Source organism: Shewanella ulleungensis, assembly GCF_014648315.1.
Classification (GTDB): Bacteria; Pseudomonadota; Gammaproteobacteria; order Enterobacterales; family Shewanellaceae; genus Shewanella; species Shewanella ulleungensis.
Genome location: NZ_BMQW01000006.1, coordinates 164,937 through 191,744 on the forward strand (window position 1 = coordinate 164,937; position 26,808 = coordinate 191,744).

Below are 26,808 nucleotides of genomic sequence, written 5' to 3' on the forward strand. Positions count from 1 at the left end.
ATGACGACATTTACCGCAGTTGAAAATATTAGCCGTCGTAACGTACTTAAGTTATTTGGTGCCGTGGGTGGTGGTTTAGTCCTAGGTAGCACCAGTTTAGCCTGGAGCCCAATGGCGTTAGCGCAAGACAAACAAGCCACCATGAATTTGTTTGTTGCCATTGGCGAAGATGACAAGGTATATCTAACGTGTCATCGTTCTGAAATGGGACAAGGCATTCGTACCGGTATTCCGCAAGTATTGGCCGATGAATTAGAAGCCGATTGGGACAAGATTGTTGTTGTTCAAGGCTTAGGCGATATAGCTTATGGCGATCAAAATACTGATGGTAGCCGAAGCATTCGTAAGCAGTATAAAAAAATGCGTCAAATGGGCGCAATGGCCAGAACCATGCTCGAGCAAGCTGCTGCAGATAAATGGAATGTGCCATTGGCTGAGGTTTATGCCAAACAAAGTCGCGTGTATCACAAAGGGTCAACTAAAAGTCTTCGCTTTGGTGAGTTAGCTGTCGCGGCATCGGCCATTAAGGTGCCGAATATTGAAACGCTGACGTTTAAGCCAGATAGCGAATTTAACTTTATTGGTAAGCCTAAAACTATCGTTGATATGGATGACATATTAGCGGGTAAAGCCATGTTTGGTTATGACATTAATGTTGAGGGCATGGTGTATGCCAGCATTACTCGCCCGCCAGTACTGGGTAGTGATGTGGCCACTTTTGATGATAGCGCGGCCCGTAAAGTGGCGGGTGTATTGGATATTATTCAGTTACCGGTACCTAAAGGTGCACCATTATTTCAGGCTTTGGGCGGCATAGCCGTGATTGCCAGTAATACCTGGAGTGCGATGGAAGGTCGCAAAGCGCTAAAAATTACCTGGACCCAATCTGTCAATGATAGCCATGATACCACTCAGTATTTAGCTGATTTAGTCGAACGTGTTAAACAGCCTGGCAAAGTTGTGCGTCAGTTAGGTGCCAGTGTTGATTCATGGCCCGCGGAATCGACAATCAATGCGGTTTACACTGTGCCGTATTTAACCCATGCCATGATGGAGCCCCCAGTGGCTACAGCGAGTGTGACCGCGGATGGATGCGAAATTTGGGCATCAACTCAAACACCACAGAGCACTCAGAAAAATGTAGCCGGTGTGCTCGGGTTGGCTGATGAGAAAGTGAAAGTCAATGTGACGCTATTAGGCGGTGGATTTGGACGCAAATCCAAACCTGACTTTAGCGTAGAAGCGGCCATGTTATCTCAAAAGCTTAATAGGCCCGTTAAAGTGTCGTGGACCCGAGAAGATGAAATACAAAATGGTTATTACCATGCGATTAGTGCGCAATTTTATCAAGCTAGACTAGATAAAAATAATCAACCTCAAGCCATGTTAGCCCGCACTGGTTTTCCCTCTATTAGTTCAACCTTTGCTGAGGGGGTCGAATTGCCCTCGGCTGGTGAGCTTGATTTAGGCTTTGTTGACGTGCCATTAGCATTACCACAAATTCAACTAGAAGCAGTAAAAGCTAACGCCCATACTCGTATTGGTTGGATGCGTTCTGTGTGTAATATTCAACACGCTTTTGGTATTGGCAGTTTTGTTGACGAGTTAGCGGTGAAGGCCAATAAACCTTGTCTACAGATGTGGCGTGAAATGCTTGGCGAAGCCAGAAAAGAAACCTTAGCAAATCAAGGGTTCGAGTACGGTAATTACGGTGAAACACTTGACGATCATCCTATTGATGTCGGCCGTTATCATCATGTGTTAGATATTATGGAAGCTAAGCTTGCGCAACAACCTCCAGTGCTTAAAAATCAGGGGTGGGGCTTTGCTATTCATCGCAGTTTTACTACTTATGTTGCCGTTGCTACGTTAGTTGAAGTGAAAGATGACAACCTTAAAGTGCTTAAAAGCATCGCAGCGATTGATGCGGGTTTAGTGGTGAATCCCGATCGATTAGCGTCGCAAACAGAAGGTGCGATCATTTTCGGATTAAGCTTAGCCTTGATGGGAGAGATTAGCTTTAAAGATGGTAAAGTGCAGCAATCGAACTTTCATGATTATCCATTACTGCGTTTACCACAAAGCCCTGAAATAGAAGTTATTCATATCAAATCGACCGCTAATCCTGCCGGTGTTGGCGAGCCTGGTGTACCGCCAGTGGCACCCAGTTTAACGAACGCAATATTTGCCGCTACTGGTAAACGATATCGTGATTTACCGCTTAACAAAGTATTATCTGTATAAGTTCAATAGATAAAAATTGTGAGCGCTAGCACTTAAGTTTTACACGCTTAAGTCGATAATTATTAAGTTAAATGCCTAAGTGTGTTGCACTTGGGCATTTTATTTTTTTAGCCGCTGTTCATCATCGAACAGACTTACTCAGCTATACTATTGATGTTTGATATAAATTGCCTCAGGAAGCGTAAAAATGAAACAAATCCAGTTTAGAAAAATTGACGCAATAATGATTAAGTTCAGCCTAAACGGTAAATTTTGGATTGTGTGTTCTATGGTTGCCGCGATAACCAGCGTAATTGCATTACTTAACTATCAACAAGCGAACGATTTCATCGCACAGGCATCTCAAGAGAGGGTAAAAGCCAGTGTACAAAGCTTTGCTGCCGTGGCCAATAATCAAGGTTTACCTGAGGCCCAACTGCAACAATTTGCATCAGATAACCAATTACAAATCTCTGCCCGTGATAATACCGGTCGTAATGGCGATACCGTAACCGCTTCTGCCAGTGTCGGTAATCAATATTTGAGCCAAAGCCAGAATGCGACCCAGTGGGAGCAAGATGCAAAAGGCGACGCCAGGTTTATGTTGATCATTGCCTTGGTCGGTTTACTGCCGTTGTTTCAACTCAGTTACTGGATTTCAACCTCATTGGGTGGCGGACTGTGGGAAATGTATATGGCCATTAAGCGTTTGGCCGACGGTGATTTAAGCTTTAGGCTTAACTTTTTTGGCACCGATGATTTTAGTTTGATCGCGACCGACATTGACCGCTGCGCTGATAACATGAGTGAAATGGTTAAGGCCATTCGTGATAACGCCCACACCTTATCTGCAGCGGCAGATGAGTTTAATAGCCAGGCAAATACCAATAAGGATCTTATCGACCAACAGCATCACTTTTTAGACGCGGTATCTCATGCCATGGATCAAATGACTTCTGCTATTGCTGATGTGTCACACCATGCGGGTGAAACTTCATCTCACACTCAACAAAATGCTAAGCAGATGGACCAAAGCCAGCAAAAAATTAATGATGCAGTGCAAAGGGTCCGATATTTATCTGAACGAATTGCTGAATCATTTTCGTCGGTTGAGCAATTGTCTCGCGATGCCACTCAAATTAACGATGTGGTGACCACTATTGAAAGTATATCTCAACAAACTAATTTGTTAGCGCTTAATGCTGCGATTGAAGCGGCAAGAGCGGGCGAACAAGGTCGAGGTTTTGCGGTGGTTGCCGATGAAGTGCGAACGCTAGCGGGCCGGACTCAAGAAGCGACAGTACAAATTCAGAAAATGATTGAAGGCCTACAAAAAGGCACTACAAACCTTACCGGTATCACTAATGTGATTGTCGAGCAAGCCGATCAAGGTAGCGCTAGTATTAAAGCTGTGGGTGACGATATTACTCAAATGGCAGGATCGATTAGCTCGGTATTTGACATGAGTAGCCAAATTGCCGCATCTGCAGAGCAACAAAGCATGTCTGCTGGGGACATTTCATCGCAAATTAGTCATATTCGTCAACAATCTGAAATCATAAGCAATACCGCAAAGCAGTCTAGCGTGCTAGCAAAAGAGCTTAATCAATCTTCAAAAGGATTAGCAGCAATGTTAAGCCAATATAAAATTTAAGATGGTTGAAATAAAACACCCTTTGGTTTGGTCTTGTATTGAGTTGTGAAATTGATGATTTTATTTATATTAATAGGAGTGTAAATGATTGGTTTAAGCCTGAGTCGTGACAAGAGTAAGTTAAGCTTAACGTTGTTGCTAAATCTGACAACATTGCTGTTGTTAACTCAACAAGTTACTCAAACTGTAAGTGCTCAGGAGTTTTTAATACTCAATCAACAAGGCCAAGCTGCGGTAAATGTAGTGGTATATTTACAACCCAGCAATGCGGAAAATCGTATTGTAGCCGCGGAATCTGTAAAAGCTGAAGTGCACCAAAAAGACAAACAATTTTCACCTTATATTACCGTGGTTCAAAAAGGCCAAGAAGTCGCTTTTGTTAATGAAGATGATATAACCCATCATATATATTCAGCATTAGGTCCAAAACGATTTTCGTTTAAGTTGCGCCACGAGCAAGCAAAACAGTTAATCATGTTTGAAACCGCTGGGCATGTGTCGATGGGCTGCAATATTCATGATTGGATGTCGGGCCATTTGCTGGTGGTTGATACGCCGTTTTATGCGATTACAGATAACCAAGGTAAGGTGATATTTAATGCATTGCCTGAGGATGATTTTAGTGTAGTAGTATGGCACCCACAATTAAAGCTTAAAGATAACCAGCAATTACAGACATTTCATTTACCCAGCGAACAGTCAAAAGTTATCACCTTAGACGCTGAATTTGATAGTATTCCTAAACAGCAAAGTTTAGATGAATTTGAATTCCTAGAAGGATATTAATATTGGTATTGTTTAAGCGTCTGCAGACACGGATTTTTGCGTTTTTTGTACTGGTTATTATTGCAGTACTGACCTTGTCTTTCTGGCTGTCATATCAATCCAATCAACGACTCGAACATCAGTATGTTGCTAACCAGCTCGAGGTAGCGAGTTTAGTCTTTGAGTCGCAATACGATAATCGAAATTATTATTTAGCGGCGTTTGCCTCTACAGCGGCAAAAGATTTTGCTTTAAAAGACATTTTTATTGATGGTGATAACCGAAGTTTTTTAGTGGCATTAAATAATCATCGTGGGCGTATTAATGCTTCACTCGCGATGGCGGTGTCGGGTGATGGTAAAGTTATTGGTCAGTTGGTTGCTTCACAGGATGAACTCGGACAAGACGTAGTGGCGCTCGGCTCTGAACAACATACGCCATTTCGCTATAAACTGGACACAGAGTTTGATCAAATAAGTCCTTTCTACTTACTCGATAACAAATTATATCAAATTAAGTTTTCCCCTCTGACCAGCGGCGGAGATAGTGTGATTGGTTGGGTTGGTTTTGGTTTTCTAATTGGTGACTCATTAGCAAACTCACTGCAAAAACTCACCGGATTAAACAGTGGTTTTATGCTGTTGGATAAAGATCAGATTACTTCCGTTGGTCATTCAAGTTTTCCGCTCGAGCGTCATGAAACACAATTGATGACCCAATATATTGTTGAAGGCCTGGCCGACAGTGATTTTATCTTATGGAAACAATTTTTAGGTCAAGTTGATAATAAATCCTTGCATGCTTACATGTACAAGTCGCGGTCAGATTTATTGGCATCGATAGAATCTCAGTGGTTACAGCAAGTGGCTGTGTTGCTATTAATGTTACCGGTATCGTTGCTATTGGCATTTTGGATTTCTGGCAGCATTACCCGGCCAATTAAACAATTAATAGAACAGGCTCGCTTTATCGCTAAAGGTAATTACCATTCTCATGTAAGCGTTGACTCAAGTGTTGAGTTACAACAGCTCGCTAACGAGTTTACCTCGATGCAACAAGCCATTGTTACGCGTGAAAAATCCATTGAACACCAAGCATTTCATGATCCACTTACTAATTTGGCCAATCGTAATCAACTACAACGAGTGTGCGAGCCTTGGTTGATAGCGGGTTCAAATATGGCTATTTGCTTAATCAATATCCGCCGTATGACTGAGGTGAATGTCACGTTAGGCCATGCGGTTGGCGATGAAGTGATTAAAGAAGTGGCTAAACGATTGTGTCATATCAATCCGAATGCGTTGGCATGTCGTTTGTCTGGAGATGAGTTTGTGTTGGCATTTAAAGAGTGCGAACAATCATCTTTTGAAGCATTCCTAGCCATGTTACAAGCGAAAATTAGCCAAGAATATCATTACCAAGATATTTTACTCCATCTACAATTTACTGCAGGGGTTAGCTTTCATCGGCATGGTGTAGATATCGTTACTCTTTTACGTCAAGCTGACACCGCGTTGCAACACGCTAAAATGAACAAGCGTGATTACCAGATTTACGATGCCAATATTGATAAAAATAGCATTGAGCGTTTTCAATTAATTAACGAACTAAAATTGGCTATTGAGCAAAATCAATTAGTGCTTTACTACCAACCTAAACTCAACTTAGTGAAACAAAAAATTACTCACGTTGAAGCATTAGTACGCTGGGTGCATCCTAGTCGTGGGATTATTCCACCTGATACTTTTATTCCTATTGCTGAAAAAACCATGCAAATGGATGCCTTGACTCGCTGGGTTATTACTGAAGCAATGGCGCAATATCATCGTTGGCAGGCGCAAGGTATAGACATGTGCATTGCCGTTAATATCTCTGCTGAAAATTTGAAAGACGAACAGTTTTGTTATTGGGTGATAGACACCTTGGCGCAGCAAAATGTGCCCGTATCAGCGATGACGCTAGAGATAACCGAAGATGCCGTGGTGTCAGACCCTGAACTTGCGATTAAACAGCTAACGTTATTGCGGCAAAATGGCTTAACCTTATCTATTGACGATTACGGCACTGGCTATTCATCTTTAGCGCAATTAAAACAACTGCCTGTAGACGAGTTAAAAATTGATAAGTCATTTGTGCAAAAGTTACTTCAGACAGAGGCTGACCAAATTATTGTGCAATCAACCTTACAATTAGCACATAACTTAGGCCTTAAAGTGGTCGCAGAAGGCATTGAAGATAAAGAGACCTTACAATGGCTCACTGAACGCGATTGTGAAATGGGCCAAGGTTTTTATTTGTCGCGGCCATTACCAGAACAGCAGTTTAACGATTGGTTAAGCCAGTCTACTTACGTGTAGGAGTGCTAATTATTGACTGTTATTGACCGTTTCGTATCTCGCTGCATTTGTTTATCTCTCGTAACTGTTCACTTAAGTGTCCAGTCGATGGAGTGGGGTGAAATTGAACATCATGTCAGTGGCGTAGTTGATACTCGTATTGGGTATGCAGACAGCAGCGATTCATACTTAAGCGCAGGCCTAGGTAAGTTTAGTGCCAACAATGGTTCACAGTTTGCCTTGTCACAACTAGGATTGAGTTATCACACGCAATGGGGCGATGCTTGGTCTAGTCGCATTGTCGCGAATGGCTATTTGGATGGCATCAATAATGGCATCGGTTTAACTGAGGCCTTAGTGCGATATCGCGATATTCCAAGCGAGTCGGGTATCCGTCTTGATGTTGAATTTGGCTTAATGTACCCCAAAATATCATTAGAAAATGTCGCTACCGCGTGGGCATCACCTTACAGTTTAAGTTATTCGACCATTAACAGCTGGCTTGCTGAAGAAGTTCGCCATATTGGTTTGTCGACCACAATTGAATCTTTAGGTAAATATCGCCAATCCGCGCATGACTTTTCATTAACCGCAGAAGCTTTTATGTTTAATGACACCACGGGAGCAATGCTCGCGTGGCATGGATGGACGCAAACGTCGAGGCAAACGCTGTTACAAGAAACGATTCCCATCACCGCCATTCCTGCAATGCAGCCAGATGGCATGCTCGCAGAGCAAGCCGCAAATTCAGACCCATTTACCGAACTTGATGATCGTATTGGTGCCCATGTTGTTGCTAAGTGGGCGTGGCGAAGTAACGGCAATGTGCAAGTAGGATACTATGACAACAATGCCAACACGCTTATTGTTAAGCAAGGTCAGTATGTTTGGTTAACCAAATTTGGTCATGTTGGTGCTAAATGGTTGTTGCCCTATGGTGTTAGTTTCATTAGTCAATATATGCAAGGCAATACCTTAATGACCAATACCGACGGTTTACCTGTGGTCGATAACGATTTTCATTCGGGTTATATCATGTTGAGTAAACGTTTTACTCAACACCGTGTAAGCTTGCGTGTAGAAGACTTTTCTGTGACCGATAAAGATGTTACCCCAGATGATAATAATAACGAGGATGGTCAGTCGTTGACTGTGGCATATCAATATCAACTGGATAAACCCTGGTTTATTCAGCTTGAGTACAATGTGATTGATTCTACTCGTCCTGCTAGGCGTTATATCAATCAACCTATCGAGCTTGTTGAACAGCAATGGCAAGTGTCGAGTCGATACTTCTTTTAAATTGAATAAACAAAAATGCTACACCAATTATGGTGTAGCATTTTATTTGGACAGGGCATTAGCGAGACTGACAAATCTAATAAGTCATAGATTGCTTAACTTAATGTTGTCCAAATTGGCGCATGATCAGACGGTTTTTCAATGCCGCGTAAATCATAATCAACGTCAGACTCAACTAGGCGGGTGACCATAGGTTGCGTAACTAAAATTACGTCAATGCGCAGACCTCGGTTGTCATCGAAGCCTTTACTGCGATAATCAAACCACGAGTAACGCTCAGTCCGACTTGGGTGTAAATGACGGAAACTATCGACAAATCCCCATTGTTGTAGTCGCGCTAACCATTCACGCTCTTCAGGCTGAAAACTGCATTTGCCGGTTTTTAACCAACGCTTTGCGTTTACATCGCCAATACCGATATCTAAATCAGTAGGCGAAATATTAATATCTCCGATCACCGCAATGTCTTCATCTGCTTTATGATGCTTGTCTAAATGCGCCATTAGGTCTTGATAAAACTTACGCTTAGCAGGATATTTTGTTTCGTGATGAATGCTTTCACCCTGCGGAAAATAACCATTGAACACGGTTAACGTACGGCCATTATCTTGTTTAAATTGTCCAATGATTAAGCGGCGCTGTGCGTCTTCATCGTCGGTTTCAAACCCTTTGATAATCTTAAGCGGTTCAGCTTTAGACAGCATAGCCACACCATAATGTGCTTTACCGCCATGGTAATGCACTTTGTAGCCCATGGCTTCAACATCAGCAACTGGAAATGCTTCGTCGTGTACTTTGGTTTCTTGTAGACCAATAATATCTGGCGAGTGACTGTCGATCAGCGCTTGCAACTGATGCAAGCGTGCGCGTAAGCCATTAATGTTAAATGAGACAATCTTCATTAAGGCAATACTCGCTTAAATGGCTTAACGATAACGCTTTTGTAAACTCCTGCAGCAATATATGGGTCAACATCAGCCCATGCTTGCGCCGCTTCTAAAGATGGAAAATCCGCGACAACGAGTGAACCGGTAAATCCTGCTTCACCAGGGTTTTCGTTATCAATCGCTGGATGCGGTCCAGCTGTTAATAAGCGACCTTCATCAGCTAAAGCTTGTAAACGAGCTAAATGATCTGCGCGAACTGACATGCGTTTTTCTAGGCTGTTTTCTACGTCTTGAGATGAAATCATGTACCACATATTGACGGCTTCCTTGTTGAAATACGAATTGATGATCACTGACCATCTTCTGGGTTAATTGGTTCTTCTTGCATATTTTTATAAAGATAAACAACGGTAATGACAGTATTAATTAGAGTTAGGGCAGTAAGGCCAAACACTTTGAAATTAACCCATGTTTCTAATGGTAAACTAAAGGCAATATAAATATTTGCTAAACCACATAATACAAAAAAACTGACCCAATACCATGTGACTTGTGTCCAGATTTTATCGTCTACAGTCATTTCTTTTCCTAACATGCTTTTCAGCGCAGGTTTTCCCATGACTTGTGACACAATTAACCCAATCGCAAATAAGGCGTAAACGATGGTGACTTTCCATTTTATGAAGGCGTCATCATGGAAAAATAAGGTTAACGAACCAAATACGGTCACCATTGCAAAGGTGGCTAGGTGCATCTTTTCAATGTGTTTATACAATAAATAGGTGACGACTAATTGAATCGCTGTAGCCGCAATTAACACGCCAGTAGCTGTGTAAATATCGTAAAACTTATACACAGCAAAAAAAATCACTAAAGGTAAAAAATCTAACAGTTGCTTCATAAATATCTCAAACAGAATGAGTACAGAAAACCACAAGAGTGGTTAATCTAATAATATAATAAGGTGCAATTGTACATGAGCAGAGCGTGTTTATGAACTGTAAGCTGTTGCTATTAACTGCTTGGGATATGTTTAGATTCTAATGTGATCCACAGTTGTTGCTCGTTAAGTAATTCAGCACTTTTTTTCGATAAGTAGGGATTGTGTAACACGATTTCTGTGCGTTTATCTAATTGTGATTTTTCTAGCATGTTTTGGGTAATAGGGTGGTTATAAAATAACTGATCAAAGCTGCCATCTACAATTGATTTTCTAAGCCCGTAATCAATGCGTTCAGCTAAGTGTGTATTGCTTTTACGGACGAAAAAATAAATGGGTGCAGGGTATTTGAGTAAAAATTTATGTTCTAGCACCACGTTAGGGTACCGGGCTAAGTCGCGCCAAGGTTCGTGTATTGAACGAGGGTAATAATCAAAACGACCTTTTAATAACATGGTGATGAGTTGTTGATCGCCGCCGCGGATCACATTAAAACCATTGCTGTTTAAAATATCGACATCAGGCCAGTCTGTGCCTTGACCCATTAAAGTTTGTTTGATTTGTTCTAAGTCCATTTGCTCAAACTTAGCTTGATCATTTCTACGAATAAGCCCTATTCGATATCCCATTAGGCCTTTTAATAAAGGAATGTATATCGCTTGTAATTGCTCCTCTCTTTCTATGCTCGTCATTGTCCATACAACATCAATCATTTTATTGTCAGCAACCATTTTAAGTGCGCGGCCTTGTGGCATTTCAATCATGACTGCGTTCAGTTGATAGTCGCCATATTGATCTCGACTTTTTTCTAAGGCAAGCTCAAGCAGTGAGATAAAATAGGCTTGTTTGGGATCAATACCTTGAATGGATGCATTATAATTGACAATGGTTTTTGGAAGGAGTGTATAGTCCGCCGCGTTAATTGGGCATATCACAGACATAAAGCAAATCGTTAAAATCCTTATCAACGAATTTTTCATACGACCTCAATTTCTGAGTTGATTGGTATATTGAAATCAGTATTGTTGAGTATAGAGAGTATAAAAAAGGAGCAAACTCGTTGCTCCTCAGTATTTGTTAAAATACATCTTAAGTTGCAGATTTCATCGCAGTTGTAAACTCTGCAAGCTTAGCTAAAAGTGTTACTTCATCATGTTGATGTGCTTCAATGATTTTCACCACAGCTGACCCCGAAATGGCACCTGCAGCACCCGCGCTGATAGCTGCGCGAACTTGATCAGGTTCTGCGATACCAAAACCTAACAATGGCGGTGGAGCATTAAACTCAGCTAATTGGGCCAAAATGTTTTCTATCGGTTGACCTGCTTTTGACTCGGTACCGGTTACACCTGCACGAGAGAGTAAATAGGTATAACCTTCGCCGCGCTCGCTCACAAGTTTTAAGGTGTCAGCATCTGCATTAGGTGGTGCTATAAAAATAGGTGCAATGCCATGTGCTTTAGCTGCTTGACTAAATGGCGCAGACTCTTCAACAGGCACATCGGCAATTAACACTGAATCAACGCCAGCGGTTTGTGCTTTGGCATAAAATTCATCAATACCGTTTGCAAAAACAAGATTGGCGTAAAGTAATAATCCAATGGGTAAATCTGGATGCTGTGCACGAATTTTAGCGATAAGAGCGAAGCAATCATCTGGTTTAGTGCCTGCGGCTAAAGAACGTAAATTTGCACCTTGAATTACAGGTCCGTCAGCAAGTGGGTCTGAAAATGGAAACCCTAATTCGAGTGCATCAGCGCCGTTATCAACCAAGGTCTGAATAATTTTTAATGACAGTTCGAGGCCAGGATCGCCAATTGTCACAAAAGGAACGAACGCGCCTTTTTGTTGGGCTTTAAGGGCTGCAAATGTTGTTTGATAACGGTTACTCATTGCCGCTCTCCTGTTGTTTGGCTTCTAGAATATCAGCCACGGTGAAAATATCTTTGTCACCACGCCCTGATAAATTAACCACTAATATGGTTTCTTTGGTGGCTTCTTTTGCCATACGTACGGCGTATGCCAGTGCATGTGCTGATTCTAATGCAGGAATAATCCCTTCACAGCGTGCTAGTGTTTGAAACATTTCTAGTGCTTCATCATCGGTTGCTGACTCATAACGAGCACGGCCTATGGCATTTAAATGCGCATGTTGTGGTCCAACTGATGGAAAATCAAGACCCGCCGACACAGAATATGATTCTTCAATCTGGCCCGAGCTGTCTTGCATTAACGGTGACTTCATACCAAAGAATATACCGGTTTTACCGTGCTTAAGTGGTGCGCCGTGCATTGGTGTGTCGATGCCTTTACCGGCAGGTTCAACACCGATCAATTCTACTGATGGTTCATCAATAAAGTCAGCAAACATACCTATCGCGTTTGAACCACCGCCGACACAGGCGATAACGGCATCTGGCAAGCGGCCTTCTTTTTCAAGAATTTGCTTTTTAGTTTCTTCACCAATCATACGTTGGAACTCACGTACGATTGTTGGGAAAGGGTGTGGACCAGCTGCTGTGCCTAATAAGTAATGCGCTTTGTCGTAGCTGGCAGACCAGTCACGCATGGCTTCATTACAGGCATCTTTTAGGGTTGATGAGCCAGAGGTTACTGGGATAACTTCTGCGCCCATTAACTTCATTCTAAATACGTTTGGCGACTGGCGCTCAATGTCTTTCGCACCCATGTATACTTTACATTTTAGGCCTAAAAGCGCGCAGGCTAGTGCGGTTGCTACACCATGCTGACCAGCACCTGTTTCCGCAATGATTTCCTTTTTACCCATGCGTTTTGCCAATAATGCCTGACCTAATACTTGGTTGGTCTTGTGTGCACCACCATGGAGTAGGTCTTCACGCTTTAGGTAAATTTTTACCATCGGGTTTGGACTTAAGTTACGCGTTAAGGTTAATGCTGTTGGGCGACCAGCGTAGTTTTTCAGCAAGTCGGTAAACTCAGCTTGAAAGCTTTCGTCTTGCTGCGCGTCAACAAAGGCAGATTCAAGTTGTTTTAATGCTGGCACTAGAATTTGCGGTACGTACATACCACCGTATTCGCCGAAATAAGGGTTAAGCTTGAGCTCGGTCATAAATGTTCCCTTCGAGTAATCGTGTTTTAGCTAAAAATCGTGTCGTAATATACAAACTAGTTACGGCGTAATTGGGTGAATGCTTCAATTAATTTTTGATGGTCTTTATGGCCAGGTGCTGATTCTACACCAGAGTTGATGTCTACCCCATAAAAGCCTTGCTGGCTGGCGAGATAAACGTTATCTGGGGTTAAACCTCCGGCCAACATAGCATCGGCTTTATTGTCGATGTCTGCTTGCCAGTTAAAGGTTTGGCCGGTGCCGCCAAATTGCTCTGCAGATTTACTGTCATACAAATATCGATCAGCCCCTTGCGGTTTATTTGCCATCACCCCGGTTTGACTGTCGATTGCAACGGCTTTCCAAATTTGCGTGCTGAGCTGCTTTTGAGCCAACAGTGCGCGTAGGGCATCAATTTCGAGTTCGGTTTCATTGCCGTGTAATTGCACCGCAAATAGGTTAAGTGTTTGCGCTATAGACGCGATGGTTTCAATCTGTTCATTAACAAATACACCAACCATATTTAATGCAATGTGTTGTTGCTGCATTTGAGCAATAAGCTCTGCGGCTGTTTCTGCGTTTACCGCTCTAGGCGATTTAGGGTGGAAAATTAATCCGCCAAATACTCCGCCAGCTTTTGCTACCGCAGCAATGTCTTCAATACGAGTTAAGCCACAGACTTTATTATTGCCATAAATCAATTGTCTGCAGGCTAGATCAATATCGGCTTGTGCCATAATTGAACTACCCACAAGGTAGCCATCAACTAATGGATTCAGGCGACGAGTTTGCTGATGGTTATAAATGCCTGATTCGCTTATCACTACGCGATCGGTAGGGATTTGAGGTGCTAAACGTTCTGTCGTGGCTAAATCGGTACTTAAATCGCGCAGGTTACGGTTGTTAATACCAATAATTGGCGCATTAAGTTCAATGGCGCGTATTAATTCTGGCTGATTACTGACTTCAGTTAAGGTATCAAGTTGGTACTTAGCTGCTTCGTCGGCCAGCAGGCGATATTGGTTATCATCTAACACCGATAGCATTAATAAGATGGCATCGGCACCTTGGTGGGCGGCGAGTTTAACTTGATAGGAGTCGACAAAGAAATCTTTACAGATGATCGGTTGAGTCACTCTAGCGCGAACCCGTGGAATGTAATCCATGTCGCCTTGGAAAAACTCTTCGTCTGTTAGCACCGAAATACCAGCAGCATAGTGGTTGTAAATATCTGCAATCGCTTCGACATTAAAGTCTGCACGAATGAGTCCTTTAGACGGACTGGCCTTCTTACATTCTAAAATAAACTGTGCATTAGGTGCTTTAAGTGCCGCGTATAAACTACGATCAGATATTTTAGGCTGTAAACTGGCTTCAGGAAAGCGCAGTTTAAGGGCAGCAATATGGGCAACTTTCGTATCAACAATACGCGTCAATACGTTACTTTCTGGGTTACTCATTGTTTTCTCCAGCTTGGCTAGCAGCGGCTAAATCGGTTAAAAGAGTGTAGGCATTGCCAGTGGCTAAGGTGGCTAATGCTAACTGTGTGCCTTTGAGCACCGAGTCACAAACTCCACTGACATAAAGGGCACAACCCGCGTTGATGGCAACCGCATCACGATGAGCATTTTGGCCTTGCCCTTGTAAAATGGCTTGAGTGATAAGTGCATTATCACTGGGTTCACCACCTGTTAGTGCGGTGATATCTGCGCGCGTGACCCCAAGTTCTTCAGGCGTGAGCTGATAGGTACGTACAGTGCCGTCTTTTAGTTCTGCTACATGAGTAATATCGTGCAGTGCAACCTCATCTAAGCCGCTACCGTAAACCACCATGGCACGTTTTACGCCCAGAGCATGCAACACTTGAGCAATAGGCTCTATCAATTCAAGCGTGTAAACGCCGAGTAGCATTGCCTCTGGCTTAGCTGGGTTAATTAATGGTCCGAGTACATTGAAAATAGTGCGCGTTTTTAATGCTGCTCTAACCGGTACTGCATGCTTTACCCCACCATGATAGTGTGGCGCAAATAAGAAGCATAACCCGAGATCATCTAAACATTGGCTTGCGGCCTCTGGTGTCATAGTGAGTGCGATACCACAATGAGACAACAAATCAGATGAACCCGATTTACTCGACACACTGCGGTTGCCATGTTTGGCCACTTTAGCGCCAGCAGCGGCGGCCACAAAGGCTGCCGTAGTTGAAATGTTAATGGTGTTATAACCATCACCGCCAGTACCTACAATATCCACTATTCCGGTGTCAATCGATGCTTTAGAGCGAGGAAAAGCCTTTGCGGCTTGTCTTAATGCATCGGCTGCGCCGGTGATTTCGTCAATGGTTTCACCGCGCATTTTAAGGGCGACTAACATACCCGCCATGGTTGCGGGTTCCATATCGCCCGCAATAATTGTGCTAAACAGTTCGGCGGTTTGCTCACGGCTCAGACTGTTACCTTGATAAAGGTGGTCGAATAAAGGTTGTAAGTTAGCCATTATGCGCCTCCAGTAGCCGTATTGTCTTGAGTTAAGTAAGCCAGTGTTTGTGTCAGTAATTGGCTACCTAAAGTGGTTAAAATAGACTCCGGATGAAACTGAAATCCAATAGCCTGATGCTGTGGGTGCAATATCGCCATCGGCATGTCATCGGTTGTGGCGATAACCTCGAGACAATCTGGTACACGAGTGGCCACTAAGCTGTGGTAACGAGCAACTGGCAACGGCGATGGTAAGTTAGCAAATACGCCCTGGCCATTATGAAAAGTCGGACTGGCTTTGCCGTGTACAACAAAGGGAGCGCGCTCTACTTTACCGCCATAATACTCTGCCATCGCTTGATGCCCTAAACAAATACCTAGCATAGGTACTTTGCCTGCAACTTTACCGATAAGCTCCATCATGCAGCCTGCTTCGTGGGGTGCTCCTGGGCCTGGTGATAATACCAATGCGGCTTTACCCGTTTCGTTAATGAGTTTTTCGGCCAAATAATCGGCACTGACATCGTTACGATAAATCAACACTTCACAGCCTAAACTACGGAATTGATCGACTAGGTTGTAGGTAAACGAGTCGAAGTTGTCGAGTAAGTATAATTTCATTTTCGCGCTCGCTTGTGGGTTCGTGTTGCTCATAGACCACCTCCCATTTTAATGGCAGAAATAACGGCTTGGGCTTTTTGGCGAGTTTCATCGGCTTCGGCTTGCGGATCAGAATCAAATACTACGCCGGCACCGGCTTGAATATAAGCAACATCATTTTTGACAAATGCAGAACGGATAACAATGCAGGTATCCATGTCGCCTAAACCGTTAACGTAACCGACTGCGCCACCATAACTGCCACGACGAGCTTGTTCTGCTTCACGCACCAATTGCGATGCTCGTACCTTTGGTGCACCCACTAAGGTGCCCATGTTCATACAGGCTTGATAAGCGTGCAGGGCATCTAAATCATTGCGTAACTGGCCAGTGACACGACTCACAAGGTGCATCACGTGCGAGTAACGGTCTACTTTAAGTAATTCGGCGACTTTTCGGCTACCGCTTTGGCTAATGCGGGCAATGTCGTTACGGGCTAAGTCGACCAGCATCAAATGTTCAGACAGTTCTTTTTTGTCTAGACGCAGTTCAAGTTCGATACGGCTGTCTAAATCAAAGTCGATTTCGCCTTGGGCATTTTTACCGCGCTTACGTGTACCAGCAATGGGATACACTTCTACTTGGTTGCTTGCTGCGTCGTATTTCAAAGCACTTTCTGGTGAAGCACCAAACAAAGTGAAATCAGGACCGCGGAAATAAAACATGTATGGGCTTGGATTGGTCAGCCTTAAAGCGCGGTATGCTCCTAATGTGTTAGGACAAGGCAAGCTGAAACAACGAGATGGAACCACTTGAAAAATATCGCCGGCAACAATGTGCTCTTTTAAATCGACTACCGTTTTTTTAAATTGCTCGTCGCTGATATTCACTTCAGCTTCAGCGTCAATTGTTGCTAATGCTGCGACATCACCTAGTACAGTACATTGTTCACTGACAGTATCGACTTGTGTTTTTAGCTGCGCTTTAATGGCTGGGTCTTGATTAAATTGATGACTAACAATGTCAGCTTGTTTGGTTTGGTGATCAATTAATATTAAGGTTTCAGCTAGATAGAATAAATAATCGGGACAGTCGTTATTGGCATTAGGAGCTGCAGGAAGTGGCTCTACCGTATCAATTAAATCGTAAGCCAGTACGCCACCTAAAAATAAATCTTCGAATTTAACCGCGTTATTGGTTTGAATGTGCTGAACAAACATGCGCAAACCATCAAGCGGTGAAGTTGATTTTAAGCGCGCATCTTCATCTTGTAACTCGGTAGCTTTTTGTAAGGTTACGATTAATTGATTTGGATGAAGTTGCAAACCCGCGTGATTAAAAAATGTGGCAATGGGTTCAAGTAAGCTCGCGCCGTTTTCGGTTAATGCACTAAAAGTGAGTTGATAACCGTCACAGCGGATCATCATTGCGGCGTGAGTTAACACTATGCTTTTAAGATGATCTTTACTTTCGACCTCAGCGGATTCTAGCAGCATAGTATGCGGCGCGTTTTGGGTGACATGCTGATACAGGTTTAACGGATCAGTATGGTAGGTTAACGCTTGTTTTTGCGTACTAACCTGAGCGAGTTGGTTTGGTGTGATCACTGTCGTCTTCACTATGCTGCCGCTCCTTGTGTATTAATGTTTATCATCTGGTCACCTTAACTGCTAATTAACCCGAGTAATCCTATGGGCCAAATAACAAGAAAGCCCACATCTCTGCGGGCTTTCTGGTAAAATCTTGTCTCTTAAAAATGAGCACAACGCTTCACACCACCCGTTAATTTGGGAAGTGCCACCACCAAGTAATGTGTAATGAAGCTAATGTGTGTGTCATTGATAATCGCTATATTAAGTTCTGTATTTCGTGCCTATAGGAAAACCCAGCTGGGCTTTAAAGTCAATTGAATATTACTCAAAAACAGTGAAAAATGTATCCAGTGGTGTCTGTTGTTTATTTATTGAACATAAAGCGCAGCTTCACGCTAAAAATAGTTGTTATTTGACATAATTAATTCACTAATCCCAGCAGTATTTTTATTGGTATTCTTGTACAATAAACAGATGATTACAGACACTCTATTGGCCGATCTTCATAGCCACACGACCGCATCAGACGGTCAACTAACACCAACTCAATTAATTTCTCGCGCCATTGAAAAGGGCGTAGAGATGTTTGCGATTACCGACCACGATACCGTTGGTGGTTTAGCCGAAGCACATATTGCCAATCAAGCACATGCCACGCCATTAAAGCTGATCAATGGTTGCGAAATCTCGACTCGTTGGAATAGTTTTGATATTCATATTGTCGGCCTAAATATAGATGTTAGCCATGCGGGTTTATTAGAATTTTTAGCTCAGCAACGTCAATTACGTGAGGTGCGAGCCCAAGAAATTGGCGAGCGCTTAGCTAAAGCAGGTATTGAAGGGGCTTATGAAGGCGCCAAAGCCATTGCAGGTGATGCGGCATTAAGTCGTGGTCATTATGCAAGATGGTTAGCCGATCATGGCCATGCGACAGATATGCCCAGTGTGTTTAAAAAATATTTAGCCCGCGGAAAAACCGGTTATGTGCCCAATAATTGGGGCGACATGGCCAATGCGATAGAACACATTCATCAAGCGGGTGGTGTTGCTGTGCTTGCACATCCAAGTGGTTACAAGTTATCGGCAAAGTGGCTTAAGCGTCTTGTGCGCGAATATGCAGAAGCGGGCGGCGATGCGATGGAAGTGATTTTAGGGCAGCAAACGCTGGACGACCGCAATAATCTCATTGCACTGAGTAAACAAAATAACCTGCTGGCTTCTGTTGGTAGTGATTTTCACTTTCCTAGTAATTGGATTGAGCTAGGCAAAAACTTATACCAACCCCAAGGTGTTGAGTGGGTTTGGCAATCTCAAAATTGGATGGAACGGACATGAGTCAATTTTTCTATATTCACGATGAAAACCCACAAGCGAGGTTAATCAACCAAGCGGTGGCGATTCTGAAACAAGGTGGGGTGATTGTTTATCCTACCGACTCTGGTTATGCATTAGGCTGTATGATTGGCGACAAAAATGCCATGACACGCATGGTGCGTATTCGTCAGATTGAAAACGACAATAATTTTTCGTTAATGTGTCGTGACTTATCTGAGCTGGCTAACTTTGCCCGAGTAGATAACCAAGCTTATCGCTTACTTAAAAGCTGCACACCTGGGCCATACACCTTTATTTTTAAAGCGACCAAAGAAGTGCCGCGCCGTTTACAGTGCGATAAAAAGCGCACCATTGGTATCCGTGTGCCGAACAACTTAATTGCACTTGCTTTACTTGAAGCCCTCAATGAGCCAATGATGACTACCAGTTTGGTGATGCCAAACGAGCAAGCGGCAGAGTCAGACCCTGAGCACATCCGCGATATTTTAGAACACCAAGTTGATGGCATTATTCACGGCGGGTATTTACCTGAGAAGCAAACTACAGTCATTGATATGTCGGAAGATGAAGTGGTTATTTTGCGTTACGGCGCAGGCGACACCAGTGCATTTGAATAAATCCTTGATTCGATATAGTCAAAAGGGATAGTCATGCAGGGCATTCAACAGAGCCTTCCATTAGCTGTGGTGCGCGGTCAAGCGATGGACAGCATGCCGCTCGACCTATTTATCCCGCCAGAGGCATTAGAGGTATTTTTAGAAACCTTCGAAGGGCCTCTGGATTTACTGCTTTATTTAATCCGTAAGCAAAAGCTGGATGTGGTTGATTTACCTATTCAGCAAATTACGCAACAATATCTCATTTATATTGAGATATTGACCGAAGCACGGATTGAGTTAGCCGCAGACTATCTCGTTATGGCAGCCACTTTAGCCGAAATTAAATCCCGCTTATTGTTGCCCAAAATGGCGCATGAAGACGATGAGGAAGAAGATCCTCGTGTGGTGCTGATAAGACAATTAAAAGCCTATGAAGTGATAAAGCAAGCCGCAGCTGATTTAGATGAGCTGCCGCGAATTGATCGCGATGTGTTTCAAGCCTCTGTGGTTGCAGCCCCTGGCATTAAACCTGTCGTTGTGCCTCCTGAAGTGTCGTTAGCTGATATTGCTCGCGCCTTTGGCGAAGTACTCAAACGAATCGATGCCAATGAAGACCATCATGTTAAGCGCGAACAATTATCAACCCGTGAGCGCATGAGCCAAATCTTAGCGAAACTGTCTAGTACTGAATACTTAGGTTTTGAGCATTTATTTGATGTCAGTGAAGGTCGTGCGGGCGTTGTAGTTAGCTTTTTAGCGTTAATGGAATTGGTGAAAGAGTTGCTGGTTGAATTAGTACAAAATGAACCGTTTTCACCTATCTATATAAAAGCTTTCTAGCGTTTATCTTAACTGAGTCATTAGAATCATGAATCAAATCAATGCTATTCAGCTAAAACAATTAATTGAAGCCAGTTTATTTGTGTTAGGTAAGCCCTTGTCTGTCAAAGTCTTAAAAGAAACCGTATTAGCTGACTTTAATGTGTCACGCGTGCGGATCCAAGAAACTCTTGAAGAGTTACAATTAGACTATCAAGATCGCGGAGTACAACTTGTTAAGGTTGCTAGCGGCTATCGTTTTCAAACCCAAGAAATCCTCAGTCCATTTTTACAGCCATTATGGCAAGAAAAAGCCCCTAAATACTCTCGAGCCACCATGGAAACCCTTGCGGTAATAGCCTACAGGCAGCCAGTAACGCGTGGTGATATTGAACAAATTCGTGGCGTGGCAATTAGCAGTCATATCATTAAAAGTTTGCTTGATCGCAATTGGATTAAAGCGGTTGGTCATAAAGAAGTACCAGGGCGTCCTGCACTGTATGCCACCACTAATCAGTTTTTAGATTATTTTGGTTTAAAGAAATTGGCAGACTTACCCGCGCTAACTGATGTTGCGTCTTTACATGCGTTATTTGATAAAGCCCAAATTGCTATTGACGAAGACGCAGAACCGGCGAATGAACCCAACATTGCAGATGAAGAGATTGATGAAAGCAATAGCGATACTTCTGACTAAGCAGCCTGGTGACATTGCAAGGTAGTTCGCTCTTGTACAAACTAATGATGAAATGTAATGAATAAAAACCATTTAAGTTTATGCAGGCAATCGTTGATGGTTGCATATTAATAAATTTAATCATGTCCACTTCATATCCATATTTTACGGCTGTCTTTATTTGCGTGTTGAATACTCTCCTGATTTAACGGCAAATTGGCTAACATATAATCGACTAAACGTTGGCCTGTGAGGCTTAAAAAACGTCTTGATGGATACACTAAAAATACGACGCCAAGGTATGGAGTCAATTCATTAAATAAACGCAATAATCTCCCTTGTTCTATATCATCAATGCACAGTTGTTTTGGTAAATATCCAATCCCTCTACCAGACAATGTTGCTTCATAAGCTAACTGAATACTGTTGGTGCATAAATTTCCTTTTACCGCCTGCATTGCATCATTGGCTAATGGCACTTGGCTAAATGTTTTTCCATTTGGAAAGCGGAATAATATTGAGTTATGTTGTTCGATTTCAGTTAATTTTACGGGCGTTCCCGCTTTAGCTAAGTATTCAGGACTAGCAAAAAAACACATTTCTTCACTGATTATCGGCTTAGCTACCATGTCTATTTCGCTAAAGGTTTCTTGTACCATAAACGCAATATCAATATTATGGCGCACCATATCTAATGGCTCAGTACTGCTAATCATCTCAATTGATAGCTTTGGATTACTGTCCATAAACTCAAATATTTTGTTTACTATTTCCATCATTTGCGGAATAGGAAACATCAAAATACGTAAATGTCCGCTCACTTCAGCTTTACTATCCGTTATGTCGCTGAGTGTTTGGGCTAAGTCAGCCAAGGTTAATATGGTTTTTTGGTAGAAGTGACTACCTGCAGACGTCAGTGAGATCGCTCTGCTTTGGCGGTGAAACAACTTAGTGTTTAAAGATTCTTCTAAAGACAATAGCCGGCGGCTTACTGTTGACTTGGGTAAGTTCAATAAGTTAGCGGCTTCAAGTATGCTGCCTGTTTCAACAATACGGTGAAATAATTCTATGTCTTCAGTTTTCATATTGTTAACTCTGATAGTAAGCCAGTTAATTAAGCCCAAATAATGGGATTGATGTTCCCAAACAAACCCATTTATTGCAACTATAAATCAGCGTATTGTTCACCTATTATTATCAGAATTAATTATCAACCATTTAATACCATTCTTTTATGTTTGTTATCTGCCTAACCTCAAGGATTTATCGATGAAATATCACTCAATGTTACCGTTAACATTGCTTGCTACTGTGCTTTTTGCTGGCTGTTCTCAAGCAGAGAAAACCGAACAGAAAGAAGTTATTCGCCCAGTAAAGTTATTTGAGATTAATGAGTCAGCTGCTAACCAAGTGCATAAGTTTCCTGCGAAAGTGACAGCCAATAGTCGTGCTGAATTATCGTTTCGAGTTTCAGGTCAACTGGTTAATCTTGACCTAGTTGAAGGGGAGATGGTTAAGCAAGGTTTTTTACTCGCGAAACTAGATGATCGCGATGCTAAAAATAATTTAATGACAAGTGAAGCAAATTACGAGTTTTTATCGGCAGAGTTTACCCGTAATCAGGCTATGTTTAGCCGCCAATTGATTTCTCAGGCCGAGTTTGACAGCAGTAAAGCGCAATTAAAAACCGCTAAAGCCGCATTAGAGGCCGCGAAGGATCAACTCAGCTACACCCGTTTAGAAGCGCCATTCAGTGGCACTATTGCGAAACGTATGGTCGACAATCATCAAATTGTCCAAGCAAATCAAGGGGTATTAACCCTTCAAAATAACCACTTGCTCGACATCAGTATTCAAGTACCTGAAGCAATAGTGGCCAAGTATGCCCAAACTGTCACTCATGCTTTAAAAGCGAAAGTGCGTTTTAGTGCCATGAGCGACAGGGTTTTTGATGCTTATTTTAAAGAATATTCTACCCAAGTAACACCTGGCACCCAGGCTTATGAAGTGGTGTTTTCATTAGAACAACCGCAAGACGTGCAATTGCTTCCAGGCATGAGCGCTGAACTTATCATTGCACAAGCAACCCATGATCAAAGCGTATTTACCGCAATGGTACCGATGACCGCAGTGGATAAAGATGATACTAACGCCAAAGTTGTAGTGTGGAAGTATGATCCGCAAAGTGGTGTAGTGAGTCCGGTCGATGTGACTCTCGGGCGCGTGAGTAATGAAGGTGTAGAAGTACTAACAGGTATACAAAAAGGCGATTTAATTGTTTCTGCCGGCTTATCACAACTGTCTGTAGGCATGAAAGTAAAACCATTACGCTGGCAGCGAGGAGTATAAGCGATGAGTGTTGCTGAGTACTCTATTAATAATAAAGTCATTAGTTGGATGTTTACGCTTTTATTGCTGATTGGTGGCAGCGTTGCATTTACTGGTTTAGGCCAGCTTGAGTTTCCAGAATTTACCATTAAACAAGCATTGGTGATTACTGCTTATCCAGGAGCCTCACCTGAGCAAGTGGAAGAAGAGGTCACTTTACCGCTTGAAAATGCATTACAGCAACTTGATGGGGTAAAACACATTACCTCAATCAACAGTGCCGGTTTATCACAAATTCAAATTGAAATTAAAGACAGTTACGATAAACAGCGTTTACCACAAGTGTGGGACGAAATGCGCCGTAAAGTGACGGATACTCAAGGGCAATTACCGCCAGGTACCGCTACACCACAAGTTATCGACGACTTTGGCGATGTGTTCGGTATTTTACTTAACTTATCGGGTGATGATTTTAGTAACCGTGAACTGAGCAATTATGCTGATTATTTACGCCGTGAATTGGTATTGGTTCCCGGGGTAAAAAAAGTATCTGTCATCGGTAATATTACTGAGCAAGTTGTCATTGAAATATCGCAACAAAAATTGTCTGCTTTAGGCTTAGATCAAAATTATATTTACAGCTTAGTAAACAATCAAAACGTAGTGTCTAATGCGGGCAGTATCGTGATTGGTGACAATCGTATTCGACTTCATCCAACAGGCGAGTTTAATTCGGTTAACGCATTGTCTCGTTTAGTGGTGAGCTCGCCTGGCAGTACCGAATTGATTTACTTAGGTGACATTGCCCGTATAGCCAAAGAGTTTGATGAAACGCCAAGTGTGATTTATCACAACCGAGGGCAGTTGGCATTGAGCTTGGGGATTTCATTTTCTGGTGGCGTAAACGTGGTTGATGTTGGAGAGAAAGTCAACGAGCGCCTTGAGCAGTTAGAATCACAACGCCCTATTGGCATGGCGTTAGATACGGTATACAACCAAAGCCATGAAGTGGATAGCACGGTTCAAGGTTTTTTAATTAACTTACTCGAATCGATTGCGATTGTGATTGCCGTTTTGCTGCTATTTATGGGTTTGCGTTCGGGCTTATTAATGGGCTTAATCCTGTTACTGACCATTTTAGGTACTTTCATTATGATGAAGGTGCTTGGTATCGAACTACAACTTATTTCTTTAGGCGCATTAATTATTGCGCTGGGGATGTTGGTCGATAACGCGATTGTTATCACTGAAGGAGTATTGATTGGCTTACAGCGCGGAAAGACACGTTTAGCAGCGGCAAAGCTTATTGTGTCGCAAACTCAATGGCCATTACTCGGTGCAACGGTTATTGCGATTATTGCCTTTGCCCCTATTGGTTTGTCGCAAAATGCTGCCGGTGAGTTTTGTCGCTCGTTATTCCAAGTGTTAATGATTTCGTTGTTTATTAGCTGGATCACGGCCATTACCTTAACGCCATTCTTTTGTAATGTGTTGTTTAAAGATGCAGAGCCAACTGACGAAGAAGTTGATCCTTACAAAGGTTGGTTATTTACCGCATACCGCGGCACATTATCCATAGTATTACGCAATAGAATCGCGACCTTGTTACTGGTGCTGGTAATGTTAGCCTCTGCGGTATTTGGCTTTGGCTATATTAAAAACGTGTTTTTCCCAGCGTCAAACACACCTATTTTCTTTGTCGATGTGTGGATGCCTGAAGGAACAGACATTAAAGCCACTGAGCGTTTTGTGACCGAAATTGAGCACAAGCTTATTGCAGAAGATAAGCAAAACGGTACCGGTATGGTGCATTTGTCGAGTGTAATAGGCCAAGGGGCACAACGATTTGTTTTACCTTACCAGCCTGAAAAAGGTTATGCCGCGTTTGCTCAGATCATCATTGAAATGGAAGATTTAGATGCCGTTAGAGCGTATATGCCAGACGTTGAGCGCTTTTTAGCGCAGAACTTCCCGCAAGCGCAATATCGTATGAAGATGATGGAAAATGGTCCGTCGCCAGCAGCTAAAATCGAAGCGCGTTTTTATGGTGAAGATCCAACAGTGTTGCGTGCGTTAGCAACCCAAGCCAAAGAAATTTTCAATAACGAACCCGCAATGGACAGTGTTCGTCATGATTGGCGCAATCAAGTGCCGGTTATTCGCCCACAATTATTGAATGCTCAAGCGCGCGAAACAGGTATTAGTAAACAAGACCTAGATAACGCCTTATTGCTTAACTTTAGCGGTAAGCAGATAGGCTTATATCGCGAAACCAGTCACTTACTGCCTATTGTTGCCCGCGCGCCAGCAGAAGAGCGTTTACAAGCTGATAGCTTATGGAAAATGCAAATCTGGAGTGCCGAAAACAATACTTTTGTACCCGCGACTCAAGTTGTTAGCGAGTTTACTACTGATTGGGAAAACCCTCTGGTGATGCGTCGCGACAGAATTCGTATGCTAGCCGTATTAGGCGATCCTAAATTGGGTTCAGACGAAACAGCCGACTCAGTGCATCGTAAAGTGAAAGCGAAAGTCGAAGCCATTGAACTTCCCGCAGGTTATCGTTTCGAGTGGGGCGGTGAGTACGAATCTGCTGGTGAAGCACAGACGGCGGTATTCAGTTCTATTCCGCTCGGTTACTTAGCGATGTTTTTAATTACCGTATTGTTGTTTAACTCAGTAAGGCAACCGTTAGTGATTTGGTTTACCGTGCCACTTGCTGTCATTGGTGTCTCAGCCGGCTTACTGCTGTTTGACGCGCCATTTAGTTTTATGGCTTTACTTGGCTTACTGAGCTTGTCAGGTATGGTGATTAAAAACGGTATTGTATTGGTTGAGCAAATAAACCTCGAGCTTCATGATGGCGCAGCACCTACAAATGCATTAGTGCATTCTTGTGTGAGTCGCGTTCGCCCAGTTATGATGGCGGCGATCACCACAATGCTTGGGATGATCCCGCTTATCAGCGATGCTTTCTTTGGTTCAATGGCAATTACCATTATATTTGGTCTTGGTTTTGCGTCATTGCTGACCTTAGTCGTATTGCCTGTGATGTACAGCTTATTGTTTAACATCCGTTTTGACCGCCAAGATATCACTGCACATTAGTTTATCGCAGGGCTCATGATAAAACCGCTGACACATTTAACCGTGCCGGCGGTTTTTTTTGCTCGTTTGCTACATT

General features: G+C 42.8%; 22 protein-coding genes. 11 read left to right on the plus strand and 11 right to left on the minus strand.

Annotation, left to right across the window (positions count from 1 at the left end; all coding sequences use genetic code 11):
* The 5 genes from IEY40_RS12915 to IEY40_RS12935 all read left to right on the plus strand — a co-directional run bounded on the left by IEY40_RS12915 (position 1) and on the right by IEY40_RS12935 (position 8,280).
* Entirely contained in the window at positions 1–2,244 is a 2,244-nt protein-coding gene (locus IEY40_RS12915; protein ID WP_188956809.1) for a xanthine dehydrogenase family protein molybdopterin-binding subunit, read from the plus strand.
* Between the two features lie 187 nt (positions 2,245–2,431).
* Entirely contained in the window at positions 2,432–3,877 is a 1,446-nt protein-coding gene (locus IEY40_RS12920; RefSeq protein WP_188956811.1) for a methyl-accepting chemotaxis protein, read from the plus strand.
* 84 nt (positions 3,878–3,961) lie between these two features.
* Positions 3,962–4,663: a cupredoxin domain-containing protein gene (locus IEY40_RS12925; RefSeq protein WP_229777100.1), complete on the plus strand. Its 702-nt coding sequence runs from the start codon at positions 3,962–3,964 to the stop codon at positions 4,661–4,663.
* A 2-nt stretch (positions 4,664–4,665) separates the two neighbouring features.
* Positions 4,666–6,999 carry a bifunctional diguanylate cyclase/phosphodiesterase gene (locus tag IEY40_RS12930; RefSeq protein ID WP_188956813.1) on the plus strand — a complete coding sequence of 778 codons (2,334 nt, stop codon included), beginning with the start codon at positions 4,666–4,668 and terminating at the stop codon, positions 6,997–6,999.
* Between the two features lie 12 nt (positions 7,000–7,011).
* Positions 7,012–8,280, plus strand: a complete 1,269-nt coding sequence (locus IEY40_RS12935; protein WP_229777101.1) for a hypothetical protein — start codon at positions 7,012–7,014, stop codon at positions 8,278–8,280.
* 95 nt (positions 8,281–8,375) lie between these two features.
* Here the strand turns inward: IEY40_RS12935 and xthA are convergent, their stop codons facing one another.
* The 10 genes from xthA to IEY40_RS12985 form a co-directional block, all read right to left on the minus strand.
* A complete protein-coding gene (xthA, locus tag IEY40_RS12940; protein ID WP_188956815.1) occupies positions 8,376–9,182 on the minus strand; it encodes an exodeoxyribonuclease III in 807 nt (268 codons plus the stop codon).
* The gene (locus tag IEY40_RS12945; RefSeq protein ID WP_188956817.1) at positions 9,182–9,481 is read right to left on the minus strand and encodes a YciI family protein; all 300 of its coding nucleotides are present in this window, start codon (positions 9,479–9,481) and stop codon (positions 9,182–9,184) included. The genes xthA and IEY40_RS12945 overlap by 1 nt, the downstream gene beginning before the upstream one ends.
* 35 nt (positions 9,482–9,516) lie before the next feature.
* Positions 9,517–10,068 (minus strand): septation protein A, encoded by a 552-nt coding sequence (locus tag IEY40_RS12950; RefSeq protein ID WP_188956819.1) that lies wholly within the window; start codon positions 10,066–10,068, stop codon positions 9,517–9,519.
* Between the two features lie 113 nt (positions 10,069–10,181).
* Positions 10,182–11,048, minus strand: coding sequence for a substrate-binding periplasmic protein (locus IEY40_RS12955; RefSeq protein WP_229777102.1), 867 nt, complete (start codon positions 11,046–11,048; stop codon positions 10,182–10,184).
* A gap of 148 nt (positions 11,049–11,196) precedes the next feature.
* Positions 11,197–12,000 (minus strand): tryptophan synthase subunit alpha, encoded by an 804-nt coding sequence (gene trpA, locus IEY40_RS12960; protein ID WP_188956823.1) that lies wholly within the window; start codon positions 11,998–12,000, stop codon positions 11,197–11,199.
* Positions 11,993–13,198, minus strand: a complete 1,206-nt coding sequence (gene trpB, locus IEY40_RS12965) for a tryptophan synthase subunit beta (RefSeq protein ID WP_188956825.1) — start codon at positions 13,196–13,198, stop codon at positions 11,993–11,995. The genes trpA and trpB overlap by 8 nt, the downstream gene beginning before the upstream one ends.
* 56 nt (positions 13,199–13,254) lie before the next feature.
* Complete coding sequence (gene trpCF, locus IEY40_RS12970) at positions 13,255–14,658, minus strand: bifunctional indole-3-glycerol-phosphate synthase TrpC/phosphoribosylanthranilate isomerase TrpF (RefSeq protein WP_188956827.1); 1,404 nt, start codon at positions 14,656–14,658, stop codon at positions 13,255–13,257.
* A complete protein-coding gene (gene trpD, locus IEY40_RS12975; RefSeq protein WP_283108116.1) occupies positions 14,651–15,694 on the minus strand; it encodes an anthranilate phosphoribosyltransferase in 1,044 nt (347 codons plus the stop codon). The genes trpCF and trpD overlap by 8 nt, the downstream gene beginning before the upstream one ends.
* Positions 15,694–16,296: an aminodeoxychorismate/anthranilate synthase component II gene (locus tag IEY40_RS12980; RefSeq protein WP_188957056.1), complete on the minus strand. Its 603-nt coding sequence runs from the start codon at positions 16,294–16,296 to the stop codon at positions 15,694–15,696. The genes trpD and IEY40_RS12980 overlap by 1 nt, the downstream gene beginning before the upstream one ends.
* Positions 16,297–16,325: 29 nt before the next feature.
* On the minus strand, positions 16,326–17,897 hold the full coding sequence (locus IEY40_RS12985; protein ID WP_188957058.1) for an anthranilate synthase component 1: 1,572 nt from the start codon (positions 17,895–17,897) through the stop codon (positions 16,326–16,328).
* A gap of 444 nt (positions 17,898–18,341) precedes the next feature.
* Between IEY40_RS12985 and rnm the strand changes: the two genes are divergently transcribed.
* Genes rnm through scpB form a run of 4 tightly spaced genes read left to right on the plus strand, consistent with a single transcriptional unit; the run spans position 18,342 to position 21,317 of the window.
* Positions 18,342–19,202 (plus strand): RNase RNM, encoded by an 861-nt coding sequence (rnm, locus tag IEY40_RS12990; RefSeq protein ID WP_188956829.1) that lies wholly within the window; start codon positions 18,342–18,344, stop codon positions 19,200–19,202.
* Complete coding sequence (locus IEY40_RS12995; protein ID WP_188956831.1) at positions 19,199–19,819, plus strand: L-threonylcarbamoyladenylate synthase; 621 nt, start codon at positions 19,199–19,201, stop codon at positions 19,817–19,819. The genes rnm and IEY40_RS12995 overlap by 4 nt, the downstream gene beginning before the upstream one ends.
* A 33-nt stretch (positions 19,820–19,852) precedes the next feature.
* Entirely contained in the window at positions 19,853–20,641 is a 789-nt protein-coding gene (locus IEY40_RS13000; protein WP_188956834.1) for a segregation and condensation protein A, read from the plus strand.
* Between the two features lie 28 nt (positions 20,642–20,669).
* Positions 20,670–21,317, plus strand: coding sequence for an SMC-Scp complex subunit ScpB (gene scpB, locus IEY40_RS13005; protein ID WP_188956836.1), 648 nt, complete (start codon positions 20,670–20,672; stop codon positions 21,315–21,317).
* A gap of 131 nt (positions 21,318–21,448) precedes the next feature.
* On the opposite strand, the gene IEY40_RS13010 is transcribed toward scpB, so the two are convergent.
* The gene (locus tag IEY40_RS13010; protein WP_188956837.1) at positions 21,449–22,381 is read right to left on the minus strand and encodes a LysR family transcriptional regulator; all 933 of its coding nucleotides are present in this window, start codon (positions 22,379–22,381) and stop codon (positions 21,449–21,451) included.
* A gap of 184 nt (positions 22,382–22,565) precedes the next feature.
* Between IEY40_RS13010 and IEY40_RS13015 the strand changes: the two genes are divergently transcribed.
* Positions 22,566–23,645: an efflux RND transporter periplasmic adaptor subunit gene (locus tag IEY40_RS13015; protein ID WP_188956839.1), complete on the plus strand. Its 1,080-nt coding sequence runs from the start codon at positions 22,566–22,568 to the stop codon at positions 23,643–23,645.
* 3 nt (positions 23,646–23,648) lie between these two features.
* Positions 23,649–26,732 (plus strand): efflux RND transporter permease subunit, encoded by a 3,084-nt coding sequence (locus IEY40_RS13020; RefSeq protein WP_188956841.1) that lies wholly within the window; start codon positions 23,649–23,651, stop codon positions 26,730–26,732.
* Positions 26,733–26,808: the final 76 nt, after the last annotated feature.